We start from the raw sequence: 18823 nt of genomic DNA, 5'->3' as shown, positions 1-18823 counted from the left end.
GCCGCCGCGCAACGCGCTGGCCGATTTACAGCGTAATCGTTACCGTATTTTCGCCCGCATTAGGCTTGTACGTATTGCCGCCGATCACGACGCTCCACGGCTTATTCGAGCCTTCCGTTTCGACGCGCACGACGCTGCCGGTTCTCGTCGCGCGAGCGGTCATCGCCGGCTCCCCTTTAAGATCGTACACGACCGCCGTCGCTTCCCCGCCGTCCGCGAGCTCGAACGCGTGGAACGCCACGCCGTCCGTATAATCGTAGTCCGGGCGCTGGTCGTTCGCGCCGACCGCGATGAGCGAGTTTTCGCGAACGAGGAACGGCAGAGACAGGTAATCGTGCTTCTCTTCGCGCCAGCCGCCGCCTTCGATGACTTCGCCGGACATCCAGTTCGTCCAGCGGCCCTTCGGCACGTAGTACTTCGCGATGCCTTGCTCGTTGAAGATCGGCGCTACAAGCAGCCTGTCTCCGAGCATGTACTGGCGGTCCAGGTAATGGCATGTCGGATCCTCCGGGAATTCGAGCACCATCGCCCGCATCATCGGAATGCCCTTGTCGCGCGCTTCGACCGCATGCGAGAACAGATGCGGCATCAGCTTTGATTTAAGCTCCGTGAAGTAGCGGAGGACGTCGACCGACTCCTCGTCGAACAACCACGGCACCCGGTACGATTCGTTCCCGTGGAGCCGGCTATGGGACGACAGCAAGCCGAAGGCGACCCAACGCTTATAGATGTCCGCCGGCGCCGTCTTCTCGAAGCCGCTGATGTCGTGGCTCCAAAACCCGAAGCCGGAAAGTCCGAGGGACAAGCCGCCGCGCAGCGATTCGGCCATCGAGTCGTAGTTCGCGGAGCAGTCGCCGCCCCAGTGTACCGGGAACATCTGGCCGCCGGCCGTCGCCGAACGCGCGAACAGCATCGCTTCGCCTTTGCCGCGGCGCTCCTCGAGCACCTCGAATACGGCTTTATTATATAACTGCGTATAGTAGTTGTGCATCTTTACCGGGTCCGACCCGTCGAAGTAGACGACGTTCTCGGTCGGAATGCGCTCGCCGAAGTCGGTCTTGAAGCAGTCGACGCCCATGTCCATCAGACGGCGCAGATGGCCTTGGTACCATGCCACCGCGTCCGGGTTCGTGAAGTCGACGAGGCCCATGCCCGCCTGCCACAAGTCCCATTGCCAGACGTCGCCTTCGGTCGTCTTGACGAGGTAGCCCTTTTCCATCCCTTCCTTGAAAAGAGGAGATTTCTGCGCGATATACGAGTTGATCCACACGCAGATGCGAAGGCCGCGATCCTTAAGACGCTTCAGCATGCCTTCCGGATCCGGGAACATCGCCGGGTCCCATTCGAAGTCGCACCACTGATATTCCTTCATCCAGAAGCAGTCGAAGTGGAACACGTGCAGCGGAATGTTGCGCTCCGCCATCCCTTCGATGAACGAATTGACCGTCTTCTCGTCGTAGTCGGTCGTGAACGACGTCGTCAGCCACAGGCCGAACGACCAAGCCGGCGGCAGCGCGGGCTTGCCCGTCAGCTTCGTATAGTTGTCGAGCACGTCCTTCAACGTGTCGCCGCCGATGACGAAATATTCGAGCGCCTCGCCCGCCACGCTGAAGCCGACCTTCGAGACGACCTCGGAGCCGACCTCGAACTCGACGCGCTCGGGGTGGTTGACGAACACGCCGTAGCCGTTGCTGGACAAGTAGAACGGAATGTTCTTATAGGCTTGTTCGCTGCTCGTGCCGCCGTCTTCGTTCCAAATCTCGACCGTCTGGCCGTTCTTGACGAAGTTGGTGAACCGCTCGCCGAGACCGTAGATTTGTTCGCCGACGCCGAGGTCGAGCAACTCGCGGAAGTACTGCTTTCCGTTGTCGTCGATGTGGCCGACGCCGCGCGTCGCCGAGCCGGTGAGGCGCTTGCCGTTCTGCGCGAATTCCAATCCCCAGTTCGGAGCCGTCCGGATGTTGGCCGTGAGGCCGCCGGTCGTGAACGCGAGGCCATCCTCGCTTCGCTCGATGTGCACCGGATGGTTCGCCACGCTGTTGATCTGGAACGCCGGGCCGGTCTTGCGCTTCCCTTCGTGGTGCGACCAGCGCACGCGGACGACGTCCGGCAGCGGGGAGCTGATCTCCGCCTTGAGAAGCGCCGCGTTCAGCGTGTCGCCCTTGGTGCGCACTTTCTTCGTTGCATTGTAAACGGTTACGCTATTCTGCGTCGTGTCCACGTCGCGTACGTCGACGGGCTGTTCGATATTCACGCCTTTGCGGAGCATCCAATATCCGTTATTAAATTTCATTAGAATCCCTCCCGTTCTTCATCTATAATGATATTGTCGTTTCGGAATCAATTCCGCATCAATTTTGCCCAATATTATACCGATTTTGACATTTCAGGCGGTGAAGACCATGAATAAAGCGACTTTGAAGGAAAATCGCGTCCACGGCGAACCCGTCTACCCCGTCAGCACGTACCGCTTCTCCTGCGGGCCGGAAGAGCCGCTGATGGACTTGCATTGGCACGACGAGCTGGAATTTCTGCTTCTCGTCGAAGGGGCCGCGGCGTTCCGCGTCGATACGACGGACTTCGAGCTTCGCGCCGGAGAAGCGATGTTCGTCAATAGCGGCGAATTGCATTCCGGCCGCGTCCTCGGCGACGAGCCGGTCACCTTCCTCGCCGTCGTCTTCGGCGCCGATCTGTTCGGCGACGTCCGCGAGAAAGTGTACGACCGGTATATTTTCCCGTTAGTCCAGCGAAATTATGTCGTCCCTACGAAAATCGGCCGGGAGACGGCGGCGGAACGCGACATCGCCCGGCTGCTGCGCGAGCTGTTCGAAGCGAACGAGTCGGAGGCGCCGATGCGCGAGCTGACGACGAAGGGCTTGCTTCACCTATGCGTCTCCAAGCTGCTCGCGCTCGGCGGGGAACACCGCCGAGACGAACCGGCGGACGGACGGATCGAACGGCTGAAAACCGTGATCGAATACATCGAGGCGCGATGCGAAGAGACGATCGCCCTGAGGGATTTGGCGGGGCTGGCGGGGATGAGCGAGTCGTACTTTTGTCGGTTTTTTAAAAAAATAACGGCGAAGACGCCGGTGGAATACGTCAACTCCGTGCGCATCCAACGCGCGGCCGAGCTGCTGCGCCGCACCGACCGAAAAATCATGACGATCGCGCTCGAGGTCGGCTTCAGCAACCTGAATCATTTCAACGGAGAATTCAAACGCCGCTTCGGCTGCACGCCGTCGGACTATCGCAAGGCTCGAACCTGACGATGTTATCCTCCCAGCCGCTTCTTATATTCCAAGGGATTCAAGCCGTATTGCTCCTTGAACAACTTAGAGAAGTGGATACTGTCTTCGTACCCTACGCGAGCGGCGACTTCATACACCTTCAACGGGGAAGTCACCAGCAGCCTCTTAGCCTCTTCCATGCGAACCGTCACGATATAATGCAGGATGGTCATCCCGGTCTCTTGCTTAAATAAGCTGGCTAAGTACGTACGGCTCATCGATACGGCATCGGCCACTTCCTGCAGCGTAATCCGATCGGCGTAGCGGTCGTGAATGTACGATTTGACCAACGAGATCATGCGAGTGCCTTGTTTATTTCTCTGCGCCAGCATAAACTCGGCAAGCGCGCGCGCCCCCGTCTCCAGGCGATGGACCGCCGACAGTCGATAGTACCTTCGCGCGTCCTCCCTTACGAGATCCGCCAGCTCGATTGCGGCATCCTCTCCTTGAATCGACGTAACGCTCCCTTGCGCCAGCGATTCGTTCATCGCGCGAAGCCATTGCACCGCCAGATGAGGCAGTAAATAGTAATGGTTGCCGGCCGCTTCCTCCAGCATCTCAAGGGTGTCTACGACAAGCAAGGGGTTCTGCTCCGTCTGCAAGCTTCTCATCTGTTCGCTCCAGCGATCGATCATTCCCTTGGATTGAGGCAGGTGGTTCACCATCAAGCGCGACGCTCTCAGGTCGCGGCTCTGGCGCAGCTCCGAGATCGTCTTGTCCAGCACAAGCTTCAGATCGTCCGTGTCCACGGGCTTCAGGACGTAATCGATCACCCCGAGCCGCAAGCTCTGTTGAACGTAACCGAAGTCCTCATAGCTCGACACCACGATCGAGGTCATCCACGGATATAACTCTTTCATCCGGCCGATCAGCTTCAGCCCGTCCATATTCGGCATTCTAACGTCGGTGACGCACACGTCCGCATAATGTCCTTCCAGCCATGCCAGAGCTTCCAGCCCGTCGGCGGCGGTACCGACGACCGCCGCCGTCGCCGAGCATTCCTCGATTTTCTTAGTCAGACTCATCCGTATTAAAGGTTCGTCGTCGACGACCAGGAAGGAAATCATGCCCCTGCCTCCTTCTCGCGGTATTGTAATGGAAATACGACCGAGACGAGAGCGCCGGTCCCGTTCGATGGATTGGATACGAATACGCCCGTGTTCGGATTCGCCGCGTAATAAACGCGCAGCCGGGAATGAACGTTGAGCAAGCCGATCCGGCTGGAATGCTCCTTCAGCCGGGGCGAATTCAATAGATGGATCTGGCGTTCCAACATCTTCAGTCGCTCTTCCGAAAAGCCGACGCCATTGTCGGAAATCGCGATTTGCACGTATTCCCGCTGCAGGCATCTCACCTTCACCTCGATCCGGAGAGGCTTGCCGTTCCGCTCCAGGTTATGCTTGATGCAGTTTTCCACGACCGGCTGGATGACGGCTTTCAAGCATAATGCCCCCGCGCACTCCGCTTCGAGCCGGATCCGAAAGCTGAGCTTCTCGCCGAATCGAATCCGATTGATTTGCAAGTAATTTTGAAGGTGACGAAGCTCGTCTTCCACCGTAACGATCGTGCTTTTGTAATCGGACGTATAGCGCAGCATTCTCGACAGCGCGACGGTCATTTGTTCGATCTCCTTGTGATCCGCCAGATTCGCCATAGAATTAATCGCCTCGAGACTGTTGTAGAGAAAGTGCGAGTCGATCTGCGACTGCAAGGCCGACATCGTCGCTTCCTGCCGCTGCAGCTTCGACTCCGCCAATTGATGGATCGACGTCTCCAATTCGTTCAGCATGGAATTGTACGTATGGCCGAGATCGGCGATTTCGTCGATGCCCTCGACCGGAATCCGATCGTGGAAGTTGCCGATCTTCGCCTTCGTCATGATTTTCTTCATAACGCCGATCCGCCTCGTGAAGGAAGAGAGGATCGCAATGATGGTGATCAGCAATAACGCAAGACCGACCAATACCGCGGCGATGGTGATGCCGCGAATATAGAGCACGCTTTCCGCGAATTCGTAATAAGGGATTAAAGAAATCACCTTCCAGCTCGTGAGGGGAACCGTCTGGAAAATCATGATTTCATCGCTGGCTTCGCGGTAGAACGACCCGCTCCCCGCCGACAATCGTTCGATCAAATCCTGCTCGAGGAAAGAGGTCACGAGCTGCAAGTCGGGATGCGCGATAATGCGCCCCTCCGCATCGCTGATCAACGTCAAACCCGACGACTCGGGCCGATTCTCGTTGACGATGCCGACGACCGGACGAAGATCGATATCCAGTTTAATGTACCCGACCTCCTGTCCGACGGTCACTTGCTTCACCATCGTCATGACGGGGAGGTTCTTCTGGACGTAATTGTCCGAGAACGTCACGTCGAAGTAGATGCCGTGCTGGCCCTCCAGCTTGTCCATGTATCGTTCGTTTTCGAAATCATAGGACTCTACAAGCTCGAATCCGTTCGTGAAGTGCATTTCGTTGCCGTTCGTATTGGAGAAGGTGATCGACAACACCTCGGGATGCTGATAAATAAATACCTGAAGATAGTTGTTAATGATTTCTTGGAAAATGATGTAGGAGGACAAGTCGTCCCCCGCCTCCACCCTCAGCCATCGCTCGGTGTCGCTGTTCGAAGCGATCGAAAGAAAACCTAACTGGAAGCCTCGCAAGTACCGGTCGACGTTCATGTTGACTTGATTCAAGATTTGGTTACTGAATTGTCGCGCGTCTTTCTCGATAATTCCCTTCGTCTGATAGTAGGTGAAATACACGACGGAGACGACCACGGAAAGCAATACCAAAGTGATCATTGCGATCATTTTCCACTTAATGGATCTCCGAATCGATTCAATGAAAACCATCGTATGCGCCTCTCTCCGCTGCAGTCGTATTTTCATAGTACCATGTGAAAAAAAGAAAGGGCGACAGGCCCTTTCCTCCATTGTTTTCCAGCCCAGCAGGCTATTTATTAGCGTTGTAATAGTCCGTCATGATTTTGATCAGCTCGTTCCCGCCCTGCGAACGCCACTTCTCGACGAATGCGTCCCACGTCTCGTCTACCGGCAGGTTGTTTACGACGACCTCCGCAGCCGTCTCTTGGAACGAATTCAGCAATAGGTTCTGCATCTCCTCGTCGAGCGGAGGCATGCCGGCCACCGCGCTGGTGAACCCTTCCCGATGGGAAATCTCGTACGCGCGACGAAGCTTCTCGCCCGCTTCGCCCGGATATCTCGCTTCGAACGCAGTGTCGTTGATGCCGTGCATCTTGAACGAAGCGCGCCACAGCGTCTGCGCGGCCTCCTCCGAAGCCTCGTCGTACACGATCTTGCCGTTCTCGATTTTATAATTGAGCCCTTCTAATCCGAGCTCGGAGAACACTTGCCCCTCCTCGCTGAGCAGCCAATTCAAAAACTTGATGGCGGCGACGGGGTTTTGGGAGGATTCCAAAACATGGTATGTCGTTCCGACCGTCGCAATATCCGACCCGACCGGTCCGTCCCAGCCCGAGCCGCGCGGCGTCGGCATCGTCATCATATTCACGCCTTGATCCGGCGTCGCGTCGACGATCCGCTTATGGAACGCCCATCCGCCGTCCGGCATGTAGCCGAAGGAGCCTACGCGACCGGATTCGAACTTCTGCGCCCAGATCGAAGAGGAATTCGTCAGGAACTCGGAGTCCAGCAGGCCTTCTTTATACATCGTCTGCAGGAACGCCAGCGGCTGTTTGAATCTCGGATGCGCGAAGCCCGGGACGATCTCCCCCTCGTTCTCGAAGCCGCTGTACGGCGTCAAGCCCCACATGCCGAAGATCGGATGCATCACCCAGTTGAAGCCTTGACGCGTCGTGAACGGAATTTCGTCCTTCTCGCCGTTGCCGTTCAAGTCATTGTCCCGGAACGCCCGCAGCACGTCAAGGTATTCGTCCGACGTCGTCGGATAGTCCAAATTCAGCTTCTTCAGCCAATCCTCGCGAATAAATAGAATTCGGCTGGAGCCCGCCTTCGCCGGCGCAGGAACGCCGAGGATTTCGCCGTTGACGGTGACGCCGTCCCATGCGCTCTGCGGAATGTTCGCCTTCAAATTCGGTCCATGCTCTTCGATCAGGTCGTTCAGCGGAAGCAGCAAGTCCTTCGCGATCGCGCCGGCCCCCGCTTCCAGACCCGTTCCTTGGAACAGATCCGGGAAATCGCTCGCCGCGAATTTCAACCTCATCTGATCGTTATAATTCGCTTGCGCGACGAACGTAATGTCCAAATTCACGCCCGATTTCTCCATCATATATTGTACGGACGGATCGCTTGCCGGATCGGACGGCGTTACCTTCGCCAGATCGCTGGTATACACCTTAATCGTCGGCGTCGGTTCCGCCGCGGGCTGCTCTTGGCCGCCGTTCGTCGCCGGGGACGGCTCCGTTGCCGTGCCGTTCCCTCCTCCGCAGGCGGCGAGGAACGCCAAGATCGGTACACAAGTCAAACTCGTCCATCTTTTGATTTGTTTCATGCGCATCTTCCCCTTTTTCGATAATAGTTATAGTAGATGGCGTTATCCGCCGGAGACCCGAACCTGGAACTACTCTTTCAGGGACCCGAGCATGGCTCCCTTGATGAAGTGCTTCTGAATGAACGGATAGATCATGACGATCGGAGCCGTCGCTACGACGATGGTGGCCATCTGCAAGCCTTGCGGCGAGGTGTCCATGACCGCCTCCGCGCTGATGCCGCGGAAGTTGTCGATCGCGTTCGCGTCCGCAAGAAGGTTGTACATATACAACTGAAGCGGGTATAAATCCCGATCGGTAATATAGATCAATGCCGAGAAATAGCTGTTCCAATGCTGCACCGCGTAAAACAAGAGCAGCGTGACCGTAATAGGCAAGGACAATGGAAGAACGATCTTCCACAGGATGCCGTATTCGGACATCCCGTCGATTCTAGCGGCTTCGAACAGCTCTTCGGGAAGCGACCGGAAGAACGTAATGCATAGAATCAGGTTGAATGCATTCAATGCCGCCGGAATAATGAGCGACCAAATGCTGTTGATCAATCCAAGGTCGTTGACCAGAAGATAGTTGGGAACCATCGGCGCTTGGAAGATCATCGTGAAGACGATCAACAAGAGGATGTAGCGCCGTCCCATCAAATATTTCCTCGAGAGCGGGTACGAGGTCAGCATCGTGAGGCCCATGTTGACGGCCGTGCCGACGATCACGAGAAAGACGGACACTCGGAATGACTTCCAGAACGTCTCGTTCTGTATGACCAACGCGAAGTTGTCCAAGTTGAAATCCACCGGCCATATGAATACCTTGGAGTGAATCAACGCATTCGTCGAGCTGAACGAGCCGGCGATCACGTGCAGAATCGGGATGACGACGAGCGCCGACATCGCCAGCAAGAAGGCGACATTGCTAACGTCGAACAAGCGTTCCAATTTCGTGGATTTTATTTTCATGCGCCGCCCCCCTTAATACAAACTCTCGCCGGTAGTAGACCTACTGACCTTATTGGCGATAAGCAGGAGAACGAAGCCGATGACCGATTTGAACAGCCCGATCGCCGTCGTTAAGCTGTACTGTCCTCCGATGATGCCCATTCGATACGAATACGTATCCAGCACGTCCCCCGTCTTGTAAGTGAGCTCATTCAAGAAAACATTGATGTGCTCGACGCCCATGTCGAGAATGTTCCCGATTTTCAGCAGCAGCAAGATCATGATCGCGGGCGTCAATCCGGGCAAAGTGATGTGCTGGAACTGCTTGAACCGTCCCGCGCCGTCGATTTTCGCCGCCTCGTACAGCGACGGATTGACGCCGGCCAATGCGGCCAAGAAGATGATGGCGTTCCACCCCATCTCTTTCCACATCCCGCTGGCGACGATAATCGTGCGGAAGTATTCCGCCTTTTGCAAAAAGTTGATTCTCTCGAACCCGAACGCTTCAACCAGCGTATTGAGCATTCCCGTCTGAACCGACAAGATCATGTATACGAAACCGTACACCATCGCCCAGGACAGGAAGTGAGGCAAATACACGATCGTCTGTACGCTGCGTTTGAACGCCATACTCCGCAATTCGTTCAACAGAACGGCAAGGAGAATCGGAGCCGGGAAGGCGAATATAATCTGATACAGGCTGATAATCAACGTGTTGCCGAGCAATCGCTGCAGGTCGGGATAAGTAAGGAATCTCTCGAACCATTTGAACCCCACCCATTCGCTTCCCGCGATCCCTTTGAAAATGTTAAAGTCTTGGAACGCGATCACGCTGCCGAGCAGCGGGTAATACTTGAACACAAGAAAGTAAACGATGCCCGGAATCAGCATAATGTATAAGGCGCGATGTTGGATCAAGAATCGCAAGACCTTGTTTCTTGGCGTCTTCTCGGCTGCAGCTCTTGCGCGTACGGCTTCCATTCACTCACCTTTTCTATTTCTAAATAATTACCCCTTGCAAATAAAATTGTAACCGCTTGAATCGGTACCAACAATTAGCCGATGTTATGATTCACTCCGTCGATCGTTCGAATCGAACGTTTCCGCTACGCAAACTCTTACAATCTCTTCCTTCCCATCAAACGCGATTCGTCGCAGTAGTACACATGCCCGTCCGTCCCCAGCGTCATCAATGACAACGGCCGGTCGTCCAACACTTGATGATCGAGCGTGTCCGGATCGACGACGACCATTCGGCGCCCGACCATCGTAAACAGCAGCCCGTCCGCGCTCCAGCGCAAATAATACGGGCGGAATTTACTGTACCGATACTCGCTGGGGAAGATCGTCTTGGATTTCACGATCGTCTGCGTGCCGGGCGCCATCGCGAAGATCGTTCCGTCGACGACTCCCCATACGTTCCCGTCGGGTCCGACCGACAGCTCGCCGATCATCCGCGGCGCCGTATCGATCCCCGGAATGGCCGGCGTAAAGCATGCGATCAGCTTCCTGTCCTTCGCATCCCAGACGAACAGCTTCGCTTCCGTCTCCGTCGGCTCGATTCCCAGCCCGCCCCAGTTGGACGTGCCGCCGTACAACAGCCCGCCTTCATATGCCAATCCGATAATACTCTGATTCGGAACCAGGTTCGGGTATACGTCCCATCGATCCTCGGCCTCGTCATATACCGTCAAGGCGCCGGTCAACGAGCCGTAATCCGGAGTCGTTCCAATGAACAGCTTCCCGTCGCCGGAAGCGAAGCTGAAGGGCCGGTCCTGCCCATGACCGATATGCTTCGCGAGCGACGGGTTGGCTTCGGCCGTCATCGAAGGATCTAACGGCAGACTAGGGTCGTATCGGTAAATATTCGCTTTCGTATACGTCCCGAAGTAGACCTTGCCGTTCAGAAAACCGATGCCCTCGATTTGCGGAAACTTCGGAAGGCTCGCCTCTACCCGATCGAGTTCGGGGTCGTAAATCGTCAAACTGCGATGATAGCCGCCTAAGTACAATTTCCCGGCTCCGTCCGATTCCAGGGACTGCAGCAACAGCGGCTTCGTCGGCAAAGAGACGCGGCTCGCTTCCGCCGTATTCGTGGAAGGATCGTAGAACACTACGTCGGCATTCGAGGTAACCACCGCGAGAACGCGTTCCGGTTTCCCCTTCAAGGCGACCCATTGCATGCACTTGATTTTCGGGTTGTCCTCTACGTTCGGAAGCTCCGTATGGATCGTCGTCCCATGCGTGTTCGTCGAGTAGGAATGAATGTTCCCGTCGGCAACGAAGTAGAACGCTCCGTCCGTCGGCGAAGGCGGGCTTACGAAGTTGTCGGCGCGAAACCGGCTGACGACGCGTTGCGACACAGGTTCGTAAACCACCGCTTCCCTGCCGCCGATCGAGAGAAACAGCAGCTCCCCGTACGGCCAGATGCGATCGATAAACCCTTGCGTTCCGGTGCACCCCTCCACATGCAGTTCCTCTCTGACGCCGCTCGCCCGATGGATCCGCTGCAGCGCCGCAACGCTGCCGACGCCCCCATAGACGTATTCTTCCGTTGCCGCTACGCCCCTGGCGTAATGCTCCTTGTCCGAGACGGGACCGACATCGCGAAACCGCCTGCTATTAGGGTCGTACTCGAACACCTTGGCGTGCGGATAGGTCGCCCCGTAGATGTTCCCGTCCGGCGAGCTTGCAAGATCCCACACGAAGGGATCCGCCGGATGGACGCCGACGCATTCCACGACCCGTTCCGCGGGATCGTATCGGTACAACCGGCCGGTCCCCCCCGTACCCGAGAAGTATACGTTCCCGTCGGGCGCGGCGGCCATGCCCCACACGGCGTCCGCGTCGGGCACGTTATATTCGAACCGCACGCCGCCCGTTTCCAAATCTGCGACGTAGAACGTCGCGGGAGAGCCGTTCACGACAAAATAAAGCTCCGCTCTCCCCTCCTTACCCGTTCCGATCGAAGCCGCTTGCCCGACTCTCCCTCGCACGACTTCGCCGAGCGCCTCCGGACGATCCAACTGCAGAGCTTCCAATCTGTTTCCCATAGCGGCCAACTCCTATTCGACATAGGTGAATTCTTCATCTTAGCGATTCAGTGTCATCATTATAGGTTTGTTAACCTAGTGAAACAATTAGGGAAATGTCAGATTTGCTTACCCAATGTTACGATGTTTTCGGGAATGAAAAAGAAGCCTCCCCGGCAATCGCCGGAGAAGCTTCCGTTGTGGCCGCCATTTCGGTAACAGCGGCAATTGTTTACGATTCGGACCGAGACCGATCGCCGGGATCGGCGGCGATGCATCGCCGTCCGGCCACCTTCATACGCGCAATACGATCTTCCCGATGTTGACGTTGGATTCCATGCGGCGATGCGCCTCCGCGGCTTCCTCGAACGGGAAGACGGCATCGACGATCGGACGCAGCCGGCCGTCGGCGAAGCGCGGCAGCGCGAAAGCTGCGAAATCTTGCGTGAGCGAAATTTTATCCGCGACGGGACGCGAACGCAGCGTCGTGCCGATAATGTGGAGCCGACGCGCGAGCAGCGTCCCGAGCGAGAAGCCGCCGGGAATCGCGGCGCCGCCGAGCGTGCCGATGACGACGAGACGGCCGTCGACCGCGAGCGTCGCGAGATGATCGGCGAAATACGGCGCCCCGACGAAGTCGAGCGCGACGTCGACGCCGGCGCCGTTCGTGCGCTCGAGCAGCCAGTCGCGGAACGAGCCGTCGCGATAGTTCCACGCGGCGGCGGCGCCGAGCGACAGCGCCGCCTCGAGCTTCGCCGCCGTTCCGGCGGTGGCGTAAGACGCCGCGCCGGCTTCGCGGACGAGCTGTATGGCGGCGGTGCCGACGCCGCTCGCGGCCGCGTGCACGAGCACGCGATGCCCCGGCTGCAGCCCGCCGAGCCGCCATAGGTTGAGGTAAGCGGTCAAGAACGCTTCCGGGATCGCCGCCGCCTCCTCGAAGGAGAGCGGCTCGGGAATGGCCATCGCCATGCCTGCGGGGATGACCGCGTACTCGGCGTAGCCGCCGCCAGGCAGCAGCGCGCACACCCGGTCGCCGACGCGCCAGCCGTCGACGCCGGCGCCGACCGCCTCGACGATTCCAGCCATCTCGAGGCCGAGAATGTCCGTTACGCCCTGAGGCGGCGGGTACTTCCCCATGCGCTGGAGCAGATCCGCCCGATTGAGGGCGGTCGCCCGCACGCGCACGAGCAGCTCCCCGGCGCCCGCGGCGGGCGTCGGCCGATCGACGAGGCGGAGCGTCTCCGGTCCGCCGAACGGTTCCGCGACGATCGCTCTCATGTCGCCGCCCCCCTTTCGCCCGGCGCCGCGGCGCCGAGCGCGCCGTAAACGTAGCGGATCGTATCCGCGATGACGTCTTCCGAACGCTGCGGCCCCTCGAGAAACAGCGGCTGGAAGTAATACGCCCGCTTATGGAACATCATGGATCCGAGCACCATCAGCAGCGTCGTATCGAGGCACCGGAAGCGGAAGACGCCCTCCTCCCGCCCCCGCTGCAGCATATCGCGCAGGGCGCTCCAGATCGGGAACGCCCGCGCTTGAATGATCGAGATGCGAGGAGAACGCATCATGATCTCCTGCTCCATGATCGTCGACAAATCCGGGTCTCTGAGCACATAAAGCATCACCTGCTCGATCATGGTCGCTACGCCTTCCGCAGGCCGCTTGAACGTTTCGCGGAACGGCTCCATCGCCTCCTCGGCCGGGAAAAACTGGTCGAACAACGCCTTAAACAAATTGTCTTTCCCGCCGAAATGATACGACACGAGCGCCACGTTCGCGCCTGCGGCGTCGCACACTTGGCGCACCGTCGTGCCCTCGAAGCCTTGCTTCGCGAAGAGCGTCTTCGCCGCGAGCAAGATCTTGGTCCGGACGTCCGGCTCGTTCGCCGCCGTCATGCGGCCGCCGCCCGCGGCGAGGTTTTCATTCGCCGAATCGCCGTCGCCCCGACGCCCGCCGCGAGACAAATCGCGATCAGCGTAAGGAGCGAAACCGAGACGCCCGCGACGCTCGGCCCGCCGAACAGCAAATCCATAAGCCCCTCCACCGCATACGTAGCCGGCATAAAGTCGCCGAGCGAGCGGTAGAAGCCGGAGAGCAGCTCCCGCGGCACCATCGCGCCGGAGGACACAAGCTGCGCGGACAGCAGAATGATGTTGAACACCATGCCGCCCGGGCCGAACAACAGCAAGAAAATTTGGGCCAAACTCATGAAAGCGAACAGGAAGAGCGACTGGAAGCCCCACAGCTCAAGGAAGACGCTTGCCGGCGAGCCCCCGAACAACGTGACGAAGGAGACGCCGAACAGACCGACGACGATCGCCGTGCCCACGTTGATCATCTGTCTTGCGCCGAACCGCTCCCACTTGCCGAAGCGCGACGCCAGCGCCATCGACGACTGTTCGAGATTCATCGCGAGCAGCATCGAGCCGACGTAAGACGCGAGCACCATCATCATCGGCACCATCTGGCTGGCGAGGCTCGCGACGGGATTCGAGTAGACGACGTCGCTCTCGACTCGCGTCGTCAGCCCTTCCGCCATCGCGACCGCCTGCGCCTCGGGAAGCTGCAGCCGGACGAGCGCCGCCTTCACGCCGTTCGCGGCGGCCATCGCGTTCACCGTCGTCGTCACCTGCGACGCCGCGCCCGCCATCATGTTCTTGATCGTAACGGGGTTCGACTCGTTAATGTAATAATGCAGCGTCGCCCGGGACTCCGGCGCGGATACGGCCGCGCTGAAGTCGGCCGGGATATGCACGACCATCTGCACGTCGCGTTCGTTCAGCCTCGACTGGGCGTTCGCCAAGTCGCCGACCGCTTCCACTTGGAACGGCAGCTGCGCCGCCAAAGCGTCCGCCACCGCGGCGCCGAAGCCGGCGTCCTCGTTCACGACCGCCACGCGCAATTGATCCGCGTGGTCGTTCACGCCGTCATACCCCGTCATCCATACAACGCTGAAAATCAATTGAAACAATACCGCCGTCGCGATGCCGACTTTCGTCATCGGCAGCGCGAAGAACGCTTTAAGCACTTGACCCATTCAAACCGCTCCCCATCAATTAAATAATCGTTTAAATTAAACGTTTGTTTAATAAATTACCAAAAAAAACCGCGGCCGTCAAGCGCCGAAGCGCCGACTATCCGCGGAACAAACGAATGACATACAGGATCAACGATCCGACGACGCTGATCACGATGCAAGTGACGATCGGGAAGTAGAACCTAACGTTCTCCCGCTCCACCGCGATATCGCCGGGCAGGCGGCCGAGAAACTGCAAGTACTTCCCGCCGAACTGCCAGACGACGCCCAGCGCGATCAAGACGATCCCGCCGATAATCAATAGCTTCGCTGTCGGATTCACTTGACCGCGCCCTCCTCGCTAAACGTATGGATTGTGTTCCTTCTCGTATCCGATCGTCGTCCTCGGCCCGTGGCCCGGATGAAGAATCGTCTCGTCCGGCAGACGGAACAACCGGTCATGGATCGAGTTGTACAGCTCCTTCGAGCTGCCGCCGCGCAAGTCCGTCCTCCCGACGCCCATCTTGAACAGCACGTCGCCGCAAAACGCGTGCGTCCCCCAGACGAGGCTCACGCTTCCCGGGGAATGGCCCGGCGTGTGGTACACCCGGAACGTCTCGCCAAGCAACTTCAGCGACATCCCCTCGTCGAGAGCGTATTCCGCCGGCTCGGTGACGACGGGGCCGCCGATGTCCGGCCAGTTGAGCGAGCCGTTCAGCTTCGGATCCGTCAGCCAATCCGCCTCGGCGTCATGCAAATACACGGGGCAGCCCTTCGCCTTGCGGACCGCGTCCACCCCGCCGATATGGTCGAAGTGCGCATGCGTCAGCACGATCGCCTCGATCTCGAGGCTCTCGATGCGCCGCAGCAGCGCTTCCGGCCGTTGGCCGGGATCGATGACGACGCCGGTGCCCTTTTCCGAATCCGACAACAAATACGCGTTCGTCGATAGCGGCCCCAACGCGAACGTCTCGATGCGAATCGTCATAATGCGACCCGCTCCCTTAGAAGCTCGAGATGAGCTCGCGGAGCTCCTTCACGATCAACTGCTGGTAGTCCGTGCCTTCGCCGTACCGCGCCATGATTTCCTTGCGCGTCTCCGCCAAGTTCGCTTGATAGTCCGGCGCTTCCCGATCCGGGTTTTCCTTCTTGAACTTGACCATCGGCTCTTGCACGTACGTCGGGCGCGGCCCCCAGGTGCCGAGCACGAAGCCGCCGGTGTCGACGAAGATCACGACCGGGATCGACCGGCCGCCGAGCGTCAAGAACTGGTCCTGTACGTCCATATGCTCTTCTTGAATGAGAAATTCAACCGGCACCCCGCTGTTCTCCAATGCTTTCAAGACGACCGGCACGTTCCGCACGACGTCGCCGCACCAATCCGCCGCGAGAATGACGCATCGCAGATCGTCGCGGTTGTTCAAGCTTTCGAAAAATTCCTTATCGTCCTCGTCCGCCCAAGCGAACTTGTCCCCCCAGGAGAGGAACGCCTCCTGGTTCTTAGTCATAGCGTCGATGAAGCCCTGCGGGGTCAAGCCTTGCCCCAGCTTATGCGCGAGCGATTTCGTCATGGTCGTCGTCCTCCGTATTCGATCTCGAAAAATAATAACGCTCCCTTATTGTACCAAAGCGAGCCGCGCTCCATCCAGTTATCCGCGCGCCTTGCCGCGTCTCCATATGAAGAGCAGGTACGCCGCCAGTCCCAGCGCGGCGATGACCACCGCCGGCTTCGCGTACGGCCCCGCCGCTTCGTCGATCGTCTCCCACCGTTCGCCGAGCGTCAGGCCGAGCCAGATGAAGAGAATCGACCAAGGAATGACGGCCAGCGTCGTCAGCAGCGTGAATCGACCGAGCGGCATGTTCGCGATGCCGGCCGGGATCGAGATCGCGTGCCGGACGACCGGGATGAACCGCGCCGTGAAGATGACGCCCGCGCCGTAGCGATCGAACCATCGTTCGGCGATGTCGATGTGCTTTTTCTTAATGAGAAGGTATTTGCCGTACCGCTCGAGGAACGGTCTTCCGCCGTATTTCCCGATCCAGTACACGAACAGCTGCGCGACCACGCCGCCGACCGTTCCGAAGACGACCGCGCCCGCGAACGAGATGCGCCCTTGCGACACTAAGTATCCGCCGTACGACAGGACGATTTCGCTCGGAATGACCTCCAGCATCAACCCGATCATGATGCCCCAGTAGCCGAGCTGCTCCAGCCACGCCAGCACGGACTGCACCGCTTCATGCAACATCGCTTCCGCTCCTACCTTATTTTCGTTGATAGAGACGTTCTTCATTGTAATGTATTCCATTCGGGAAAGGAACATGTCCCCCGCCGACATAATCAAGGACGAGTCACATACACTTGTACAAAAAAGCGGAAAGAAGGTCGGACGGATGAACTCACGAATCGTAGTAGTCCGCAAGTGGCAGCTGCTCGCGCTGGCCGTCGGCATTTGCTTGGTGACGGCGACGACCCTCCTCTGGGAACGCGGCGAGTCGGAGACGGCGGACGCGATGCCGGTCGGCGAACGCGTCATCCATATGGTGACGGGGGAGTACAAGACGACGACGAAGGACGGCAAGGAAATCGAAGCGTACCGCTGGGACCCGGGCACCGTGTTCGTCAACAAGGGCGAGAACGTCAAGCTGAAAATTCTCGGCGTCAACGGCGAGCATCACCCGTTCGTCATCGAAGGGATGAACATCCAGGGCGTCGTGAAAAAGGGCGAGGAGACGACCGTCAGCTTCCACGCATCCAAAGAAGGCATCTACCGGATCATCTGCTTCACGCATCCCGACAGCGTCAACAACGGACCGATGATCGGATATATCGTCGTAGACTAACGTCTCCCCCTCCTCTTGCATATGGTGGGAGGAGAGGTGATCAATCTCATGATGAAGCATAACGAAAAGCATACCGCGCAGCTGCCTTCGCCGCGGAACATTCGGCGCGCCTGCGGCAGGGAGCTGTACCGGACGCTCAAGCGGTTAAACGTATACGTCGCGCCGGAGAAGGTCGAGGAGGCCGAGACGCTCTATTTCAAGAAGGTCGTCGGCAACCTGCTGTGGATTTTCGAGCATCGCTCGAACAAGAAGAAGCAAGCCGAGTGGTGGGCGGAAGCGGTCGCTCCCGACATCGCGAAGCTGTGGGGCGTCGACGAGGAGGCGCTCGTCCGCGCGTTCAAGGAAGGCTTCGCGGGCGCATAGGGCGCGATGGCGTCCCGGCGCATCAGCTGCGCATCCCCAGCGATTGTTGAGGTAGATAGTCGCGGCGATTGTTGCAACGATCTCGGACCGTCGGGCGGGTCGTTCCCTCATAGGGGACGGCCCGATTTTTTGCGTTTTCTATCGGCTTGCGTCGATATAGGGAACACCGTTTCTCCCTATTTTCGCATGCACTCCCGAAAACGACCGAATAGGGAACATCGAAGTTCCCTATTGCCGCGTCGAACGCCCAAAACCGGGAGTTTCAACGGAAATAGAGAACATTCCTGTTCCCTATTTCCCCTGAATCGCGCCAAATCGAGAAAATAGGGAACATTCGATTTCCTTATTGCTGCGGTCTCATGCGGCATGCGCCTCTCTTCCAGCCGCGAAACAAAAAAAGGTACGATCGAAACATCCGATCGTACCGGTTCGCTTACGGCTTCTGGAACAGCTCCAGCTTCTCGCCGTTCGGTCCGTAGAAGAACGCGATTTGAATCCCGTTCAGGATGACGCGGGGCGCCGTGTCGATCATCGACACGCCCGCCGCCTGCAGCCGCGCGATCTCCGCTTCGATGTCGTCGACGGTGAAGGCGAGGTGATTCACGATGCCATCCGCGGACAGCTTGCCGTCGAACCGTCCGACGAGCTCCACTTCGACGCTCTCCTGCCCCGGGAACGTCAGGAACGCGAGCTCCACTTCCTCGTTCAACGCGACGCGGCGGTCCAGGTTCATGCCGATCACTTCCGTGTAAAACCGAATCGATTCGTCCATGTTCTTTACCATAATTCCGATGTGTTCCAGCTTCTTCACAGATAACGCCCCTTCCAGTATACTAGTCCGTATTGTTCTGC

18 protein-coding genes are annotated in these 18823 nt (G+C 58.3%); 3 read left to right on the top strand and 15 right to left on the bottom strand.

Annotated elements, in window-relative coordinates; translation table 11 throughout:
- Positions 1-25: 25 nt before the first annotated feature.
- Complete coding sequence (gene yicI, locus RIN49_RS14990) at positions 26-2293, bottom strand: alpha-xylosidase (RefSeq protein WP_309120973.1); 2268 nt, start codon at positions 2291-2293, stop codon at positions 26-28.
- A gap of 109 nt (positions 2294-2402) precedes the next feature.
- Between yicI and RIN49_RS14985 the strand changes: the two genes are divergently transcribed.
- Entirely contained in the window at positions 2403-3269 is an 867-nt protein-coding gene (locus RIN49_RS14985; protein WP_309120972.1) for a helix-turn-helix transcriptional regulator, read from the top strand.
- Positions 3270-3274: 5 nt separating this feature from the next.
- Here RIN49_RS14985 and RIN49_RS14980 read toward each other — a convergent pair whose 3' ends face one another.
- The 13 genes from RIN49_RS14980 to uptA all read right to left on the bottom strand — a co-directional run bounded on the left by RIN49_RS14980 (position 3275) and on the right by uptA (position 17013).
- The gene (locus RIN49_RS14980) at positions 3275-4357 is read right to left on the bottom strand and encodes a response regulator transcription factor (RefSeq protein ID WP_309120971.1); all 1083 of its coding nucleotides are present in this window, start codon (positions 4355-4357) and stop codon (positions 3275-3277) included.
- Positions 4354-6147, bottom strand: a complete 1794-nt coding sequence (locus RIN49_RS14975) for a sensor histidine kinase (RefSeq protein WP_309120970.1) — start codon at positions 6145-6147, stop codon at positions 4354-4356. Before RIN49_RS14975 ends, RIN49_RS14980 begins: the two co-directional genes overlap by 4 nt.
- A 100-nt stretch (positions 6148-6247) precedes the next feature.
- Positions 6248-7786, bottom strand: a complete 1539-nt coding sequence (locus RIN49_RS14970; RefSeq protein WP_309120969.1) for an extracellular solute-binding protein — start codon at positions 7784-7786, stop codon at positions 6248-6250.
- A gap of 69 nt (positions 7787-7855) precedes the next feature.
- Positions 7856-8737, bottom strand: a complete 882-nt coding sequence (locus tag RIN49_RS14965; RefSeq protein WP_309120968.1) for a carbohydrate ABC transporter permease — start codon at positions 8735-8737, stop codon at positions 7856-7858.
- 12 nt (positions 8738-8749) lie between these two features.
- On the bottom strand, positions 8750-9697 hold the full coding sequence (locus RIN49_RS14960; protein WP_309120967.1) for an ABC transporter permease: 948 nt from the start codon (positions 9695-9697) through the stop codon (positions 8750-8752).
- Positions 9698-9834: 137 nt separating this feature from the next.
- Positions 9835-11769: a hypothetical protein gene (locus RIN49_RS14955; RefSeq protein WP_309120966.1), complete on the bottom strand. Its 1935-nt coding sequence runs from the start codon at positions 11767-11769 to the stop codon at positions 9835-9837.
- A gap of 273 nt (positions 11770-12042) precedes the next feature.
- Positions 12043-13026, bottom strand: a complete 984-nt coding sequence (locus RIN49_RS14950) for an NAD(P)H-quinone oxidoreductase (RefSeq protein WP_309120965.1) — start codon at positions 13024-13026, stop codon at positions 12043-12045.
- Positions 13023-13643, bottom strand: coding sequence for a TetR family transcriptional regulator (locus RIN49_RS14945; RefSeq protein WP_309120964.1), 621 nt, complete (start codon positions 13641-13643; stop codon positions 13023-13025). Before RIN49_RS14945 ends, RIN49_RS14950 begins: the two co-directional genes overlap by 4 nt.
- Complete coding sequence (locus RIN49_RS14940; RefSeq protein WP_309120963.1) at positions 13640-14785, bottom strand: YhgE/Pip domain-containing protein; 1146 nt, start codon at positions 14783-14785, stop codon at positions 13640-13642. The genes RIN49_RS14945 and RIN49_RS14940 overlap by 4 nt, the downstream gene beginning before the upstream one ends.
- 97 nt (positions 14786-14882) lie before the next feature.
- A complete protein-coding gene (locus tag RIN49_RS14935) occupies positions 14883-15107 on the bottom strand; it encodes a DUF2905 domain-containing protein (protein ID WP_309120962.1) in 225 nt (74 codons plus the stop codon).
- 18 nt (positions 15108-15125) lie between these two features.
- Positions 15126-15752, bottom strand: coding sequence for an MBL fold metallo-hydrolase (locus tag RIN49_RS14930; protein ID WP_309120961.1), 627 nt, complete (start codon positions 15750-15752; stop codon positions 15126-15128).
- 16 nt (positions 15753-15768) lie between these two features.
- Positions 15769-16335 (bottom strand): thioredoxin family protein, encoded by a 567-nt coding sequence (locus RIN49_RS14925; RefSeq protein WP_309120960.1) that lies wholly within the window; start codon positions 16333-16335, stop codon positions 15769-15771.
- A 78-nt stretch (positions 16336-16413) separates the two neighbouring features.
- Entirely contained in the window at positions 16414-17013 is a 600-nt protein-coding gene (gene uptA, locus RIN49_RS14920; RefSeq protein WP_309120959.1) for an undecaprenyl phosphate transporter UptA, read from the bottom strand.
- Positions 17014-17158: 145 nt separating this feature from the next.
- Here uptA and RIN49_RS14915 point away from each other — a divergent pair, with 145 nt between their 5' ends.
- Positions 17159-17608 (top strand): cupredoxin domain-containing protein, encoded by a 450-nt coding sequence (locus RIN49_RS14915; protein WP_375295256.1) that lies wholly within the window; start codon positions 17159-17161, stop codon positions 17606-17608.
- 48 nt (positions 17609-17656) lie between these two features.
- On the top strand, positions 17657-17971 hold the full coding sequence (locus RIN49_RS14910) for a dehydrogenase (protein ID WP_309120958.1): 315 nt from the start codon (positions 17657-17659) through the stop codon (positions 17969-17971).
- A 433-nt stretch (positions 17972-18404) separates the two neighbouring features.
- On the opposite strand, the gene RIN49_RS14905 is transcribed toward RIN49_RS14910, so the two are convergent.
- Positions 18405-18782, bottom strand: coding sequence for a VOC family protein (locus tag RIN49_RS14905; RefSeq protein WP_309120957.1), 378 nt, complete (start codon positions 18780-18782; stop codon positions 18405-18407).
- Between the last annotated feature and the right edge of the window lie 41 nt (positions 18783-18823).

The sequence above is a fragment of the Paenibacillus sp. genome, from assembly GCF_031177825.1.
Classification (GTDB): Bacteria; Bacillota; Bacilli; order Paenibacillales; family YIM-B00363; genus Paenibacillus_AE.
The sequence above is the reverse complement of the archived record's forward strand: the minus strand, read 5'-3'. Positions and strand labels throughout refer to the sequence as shown.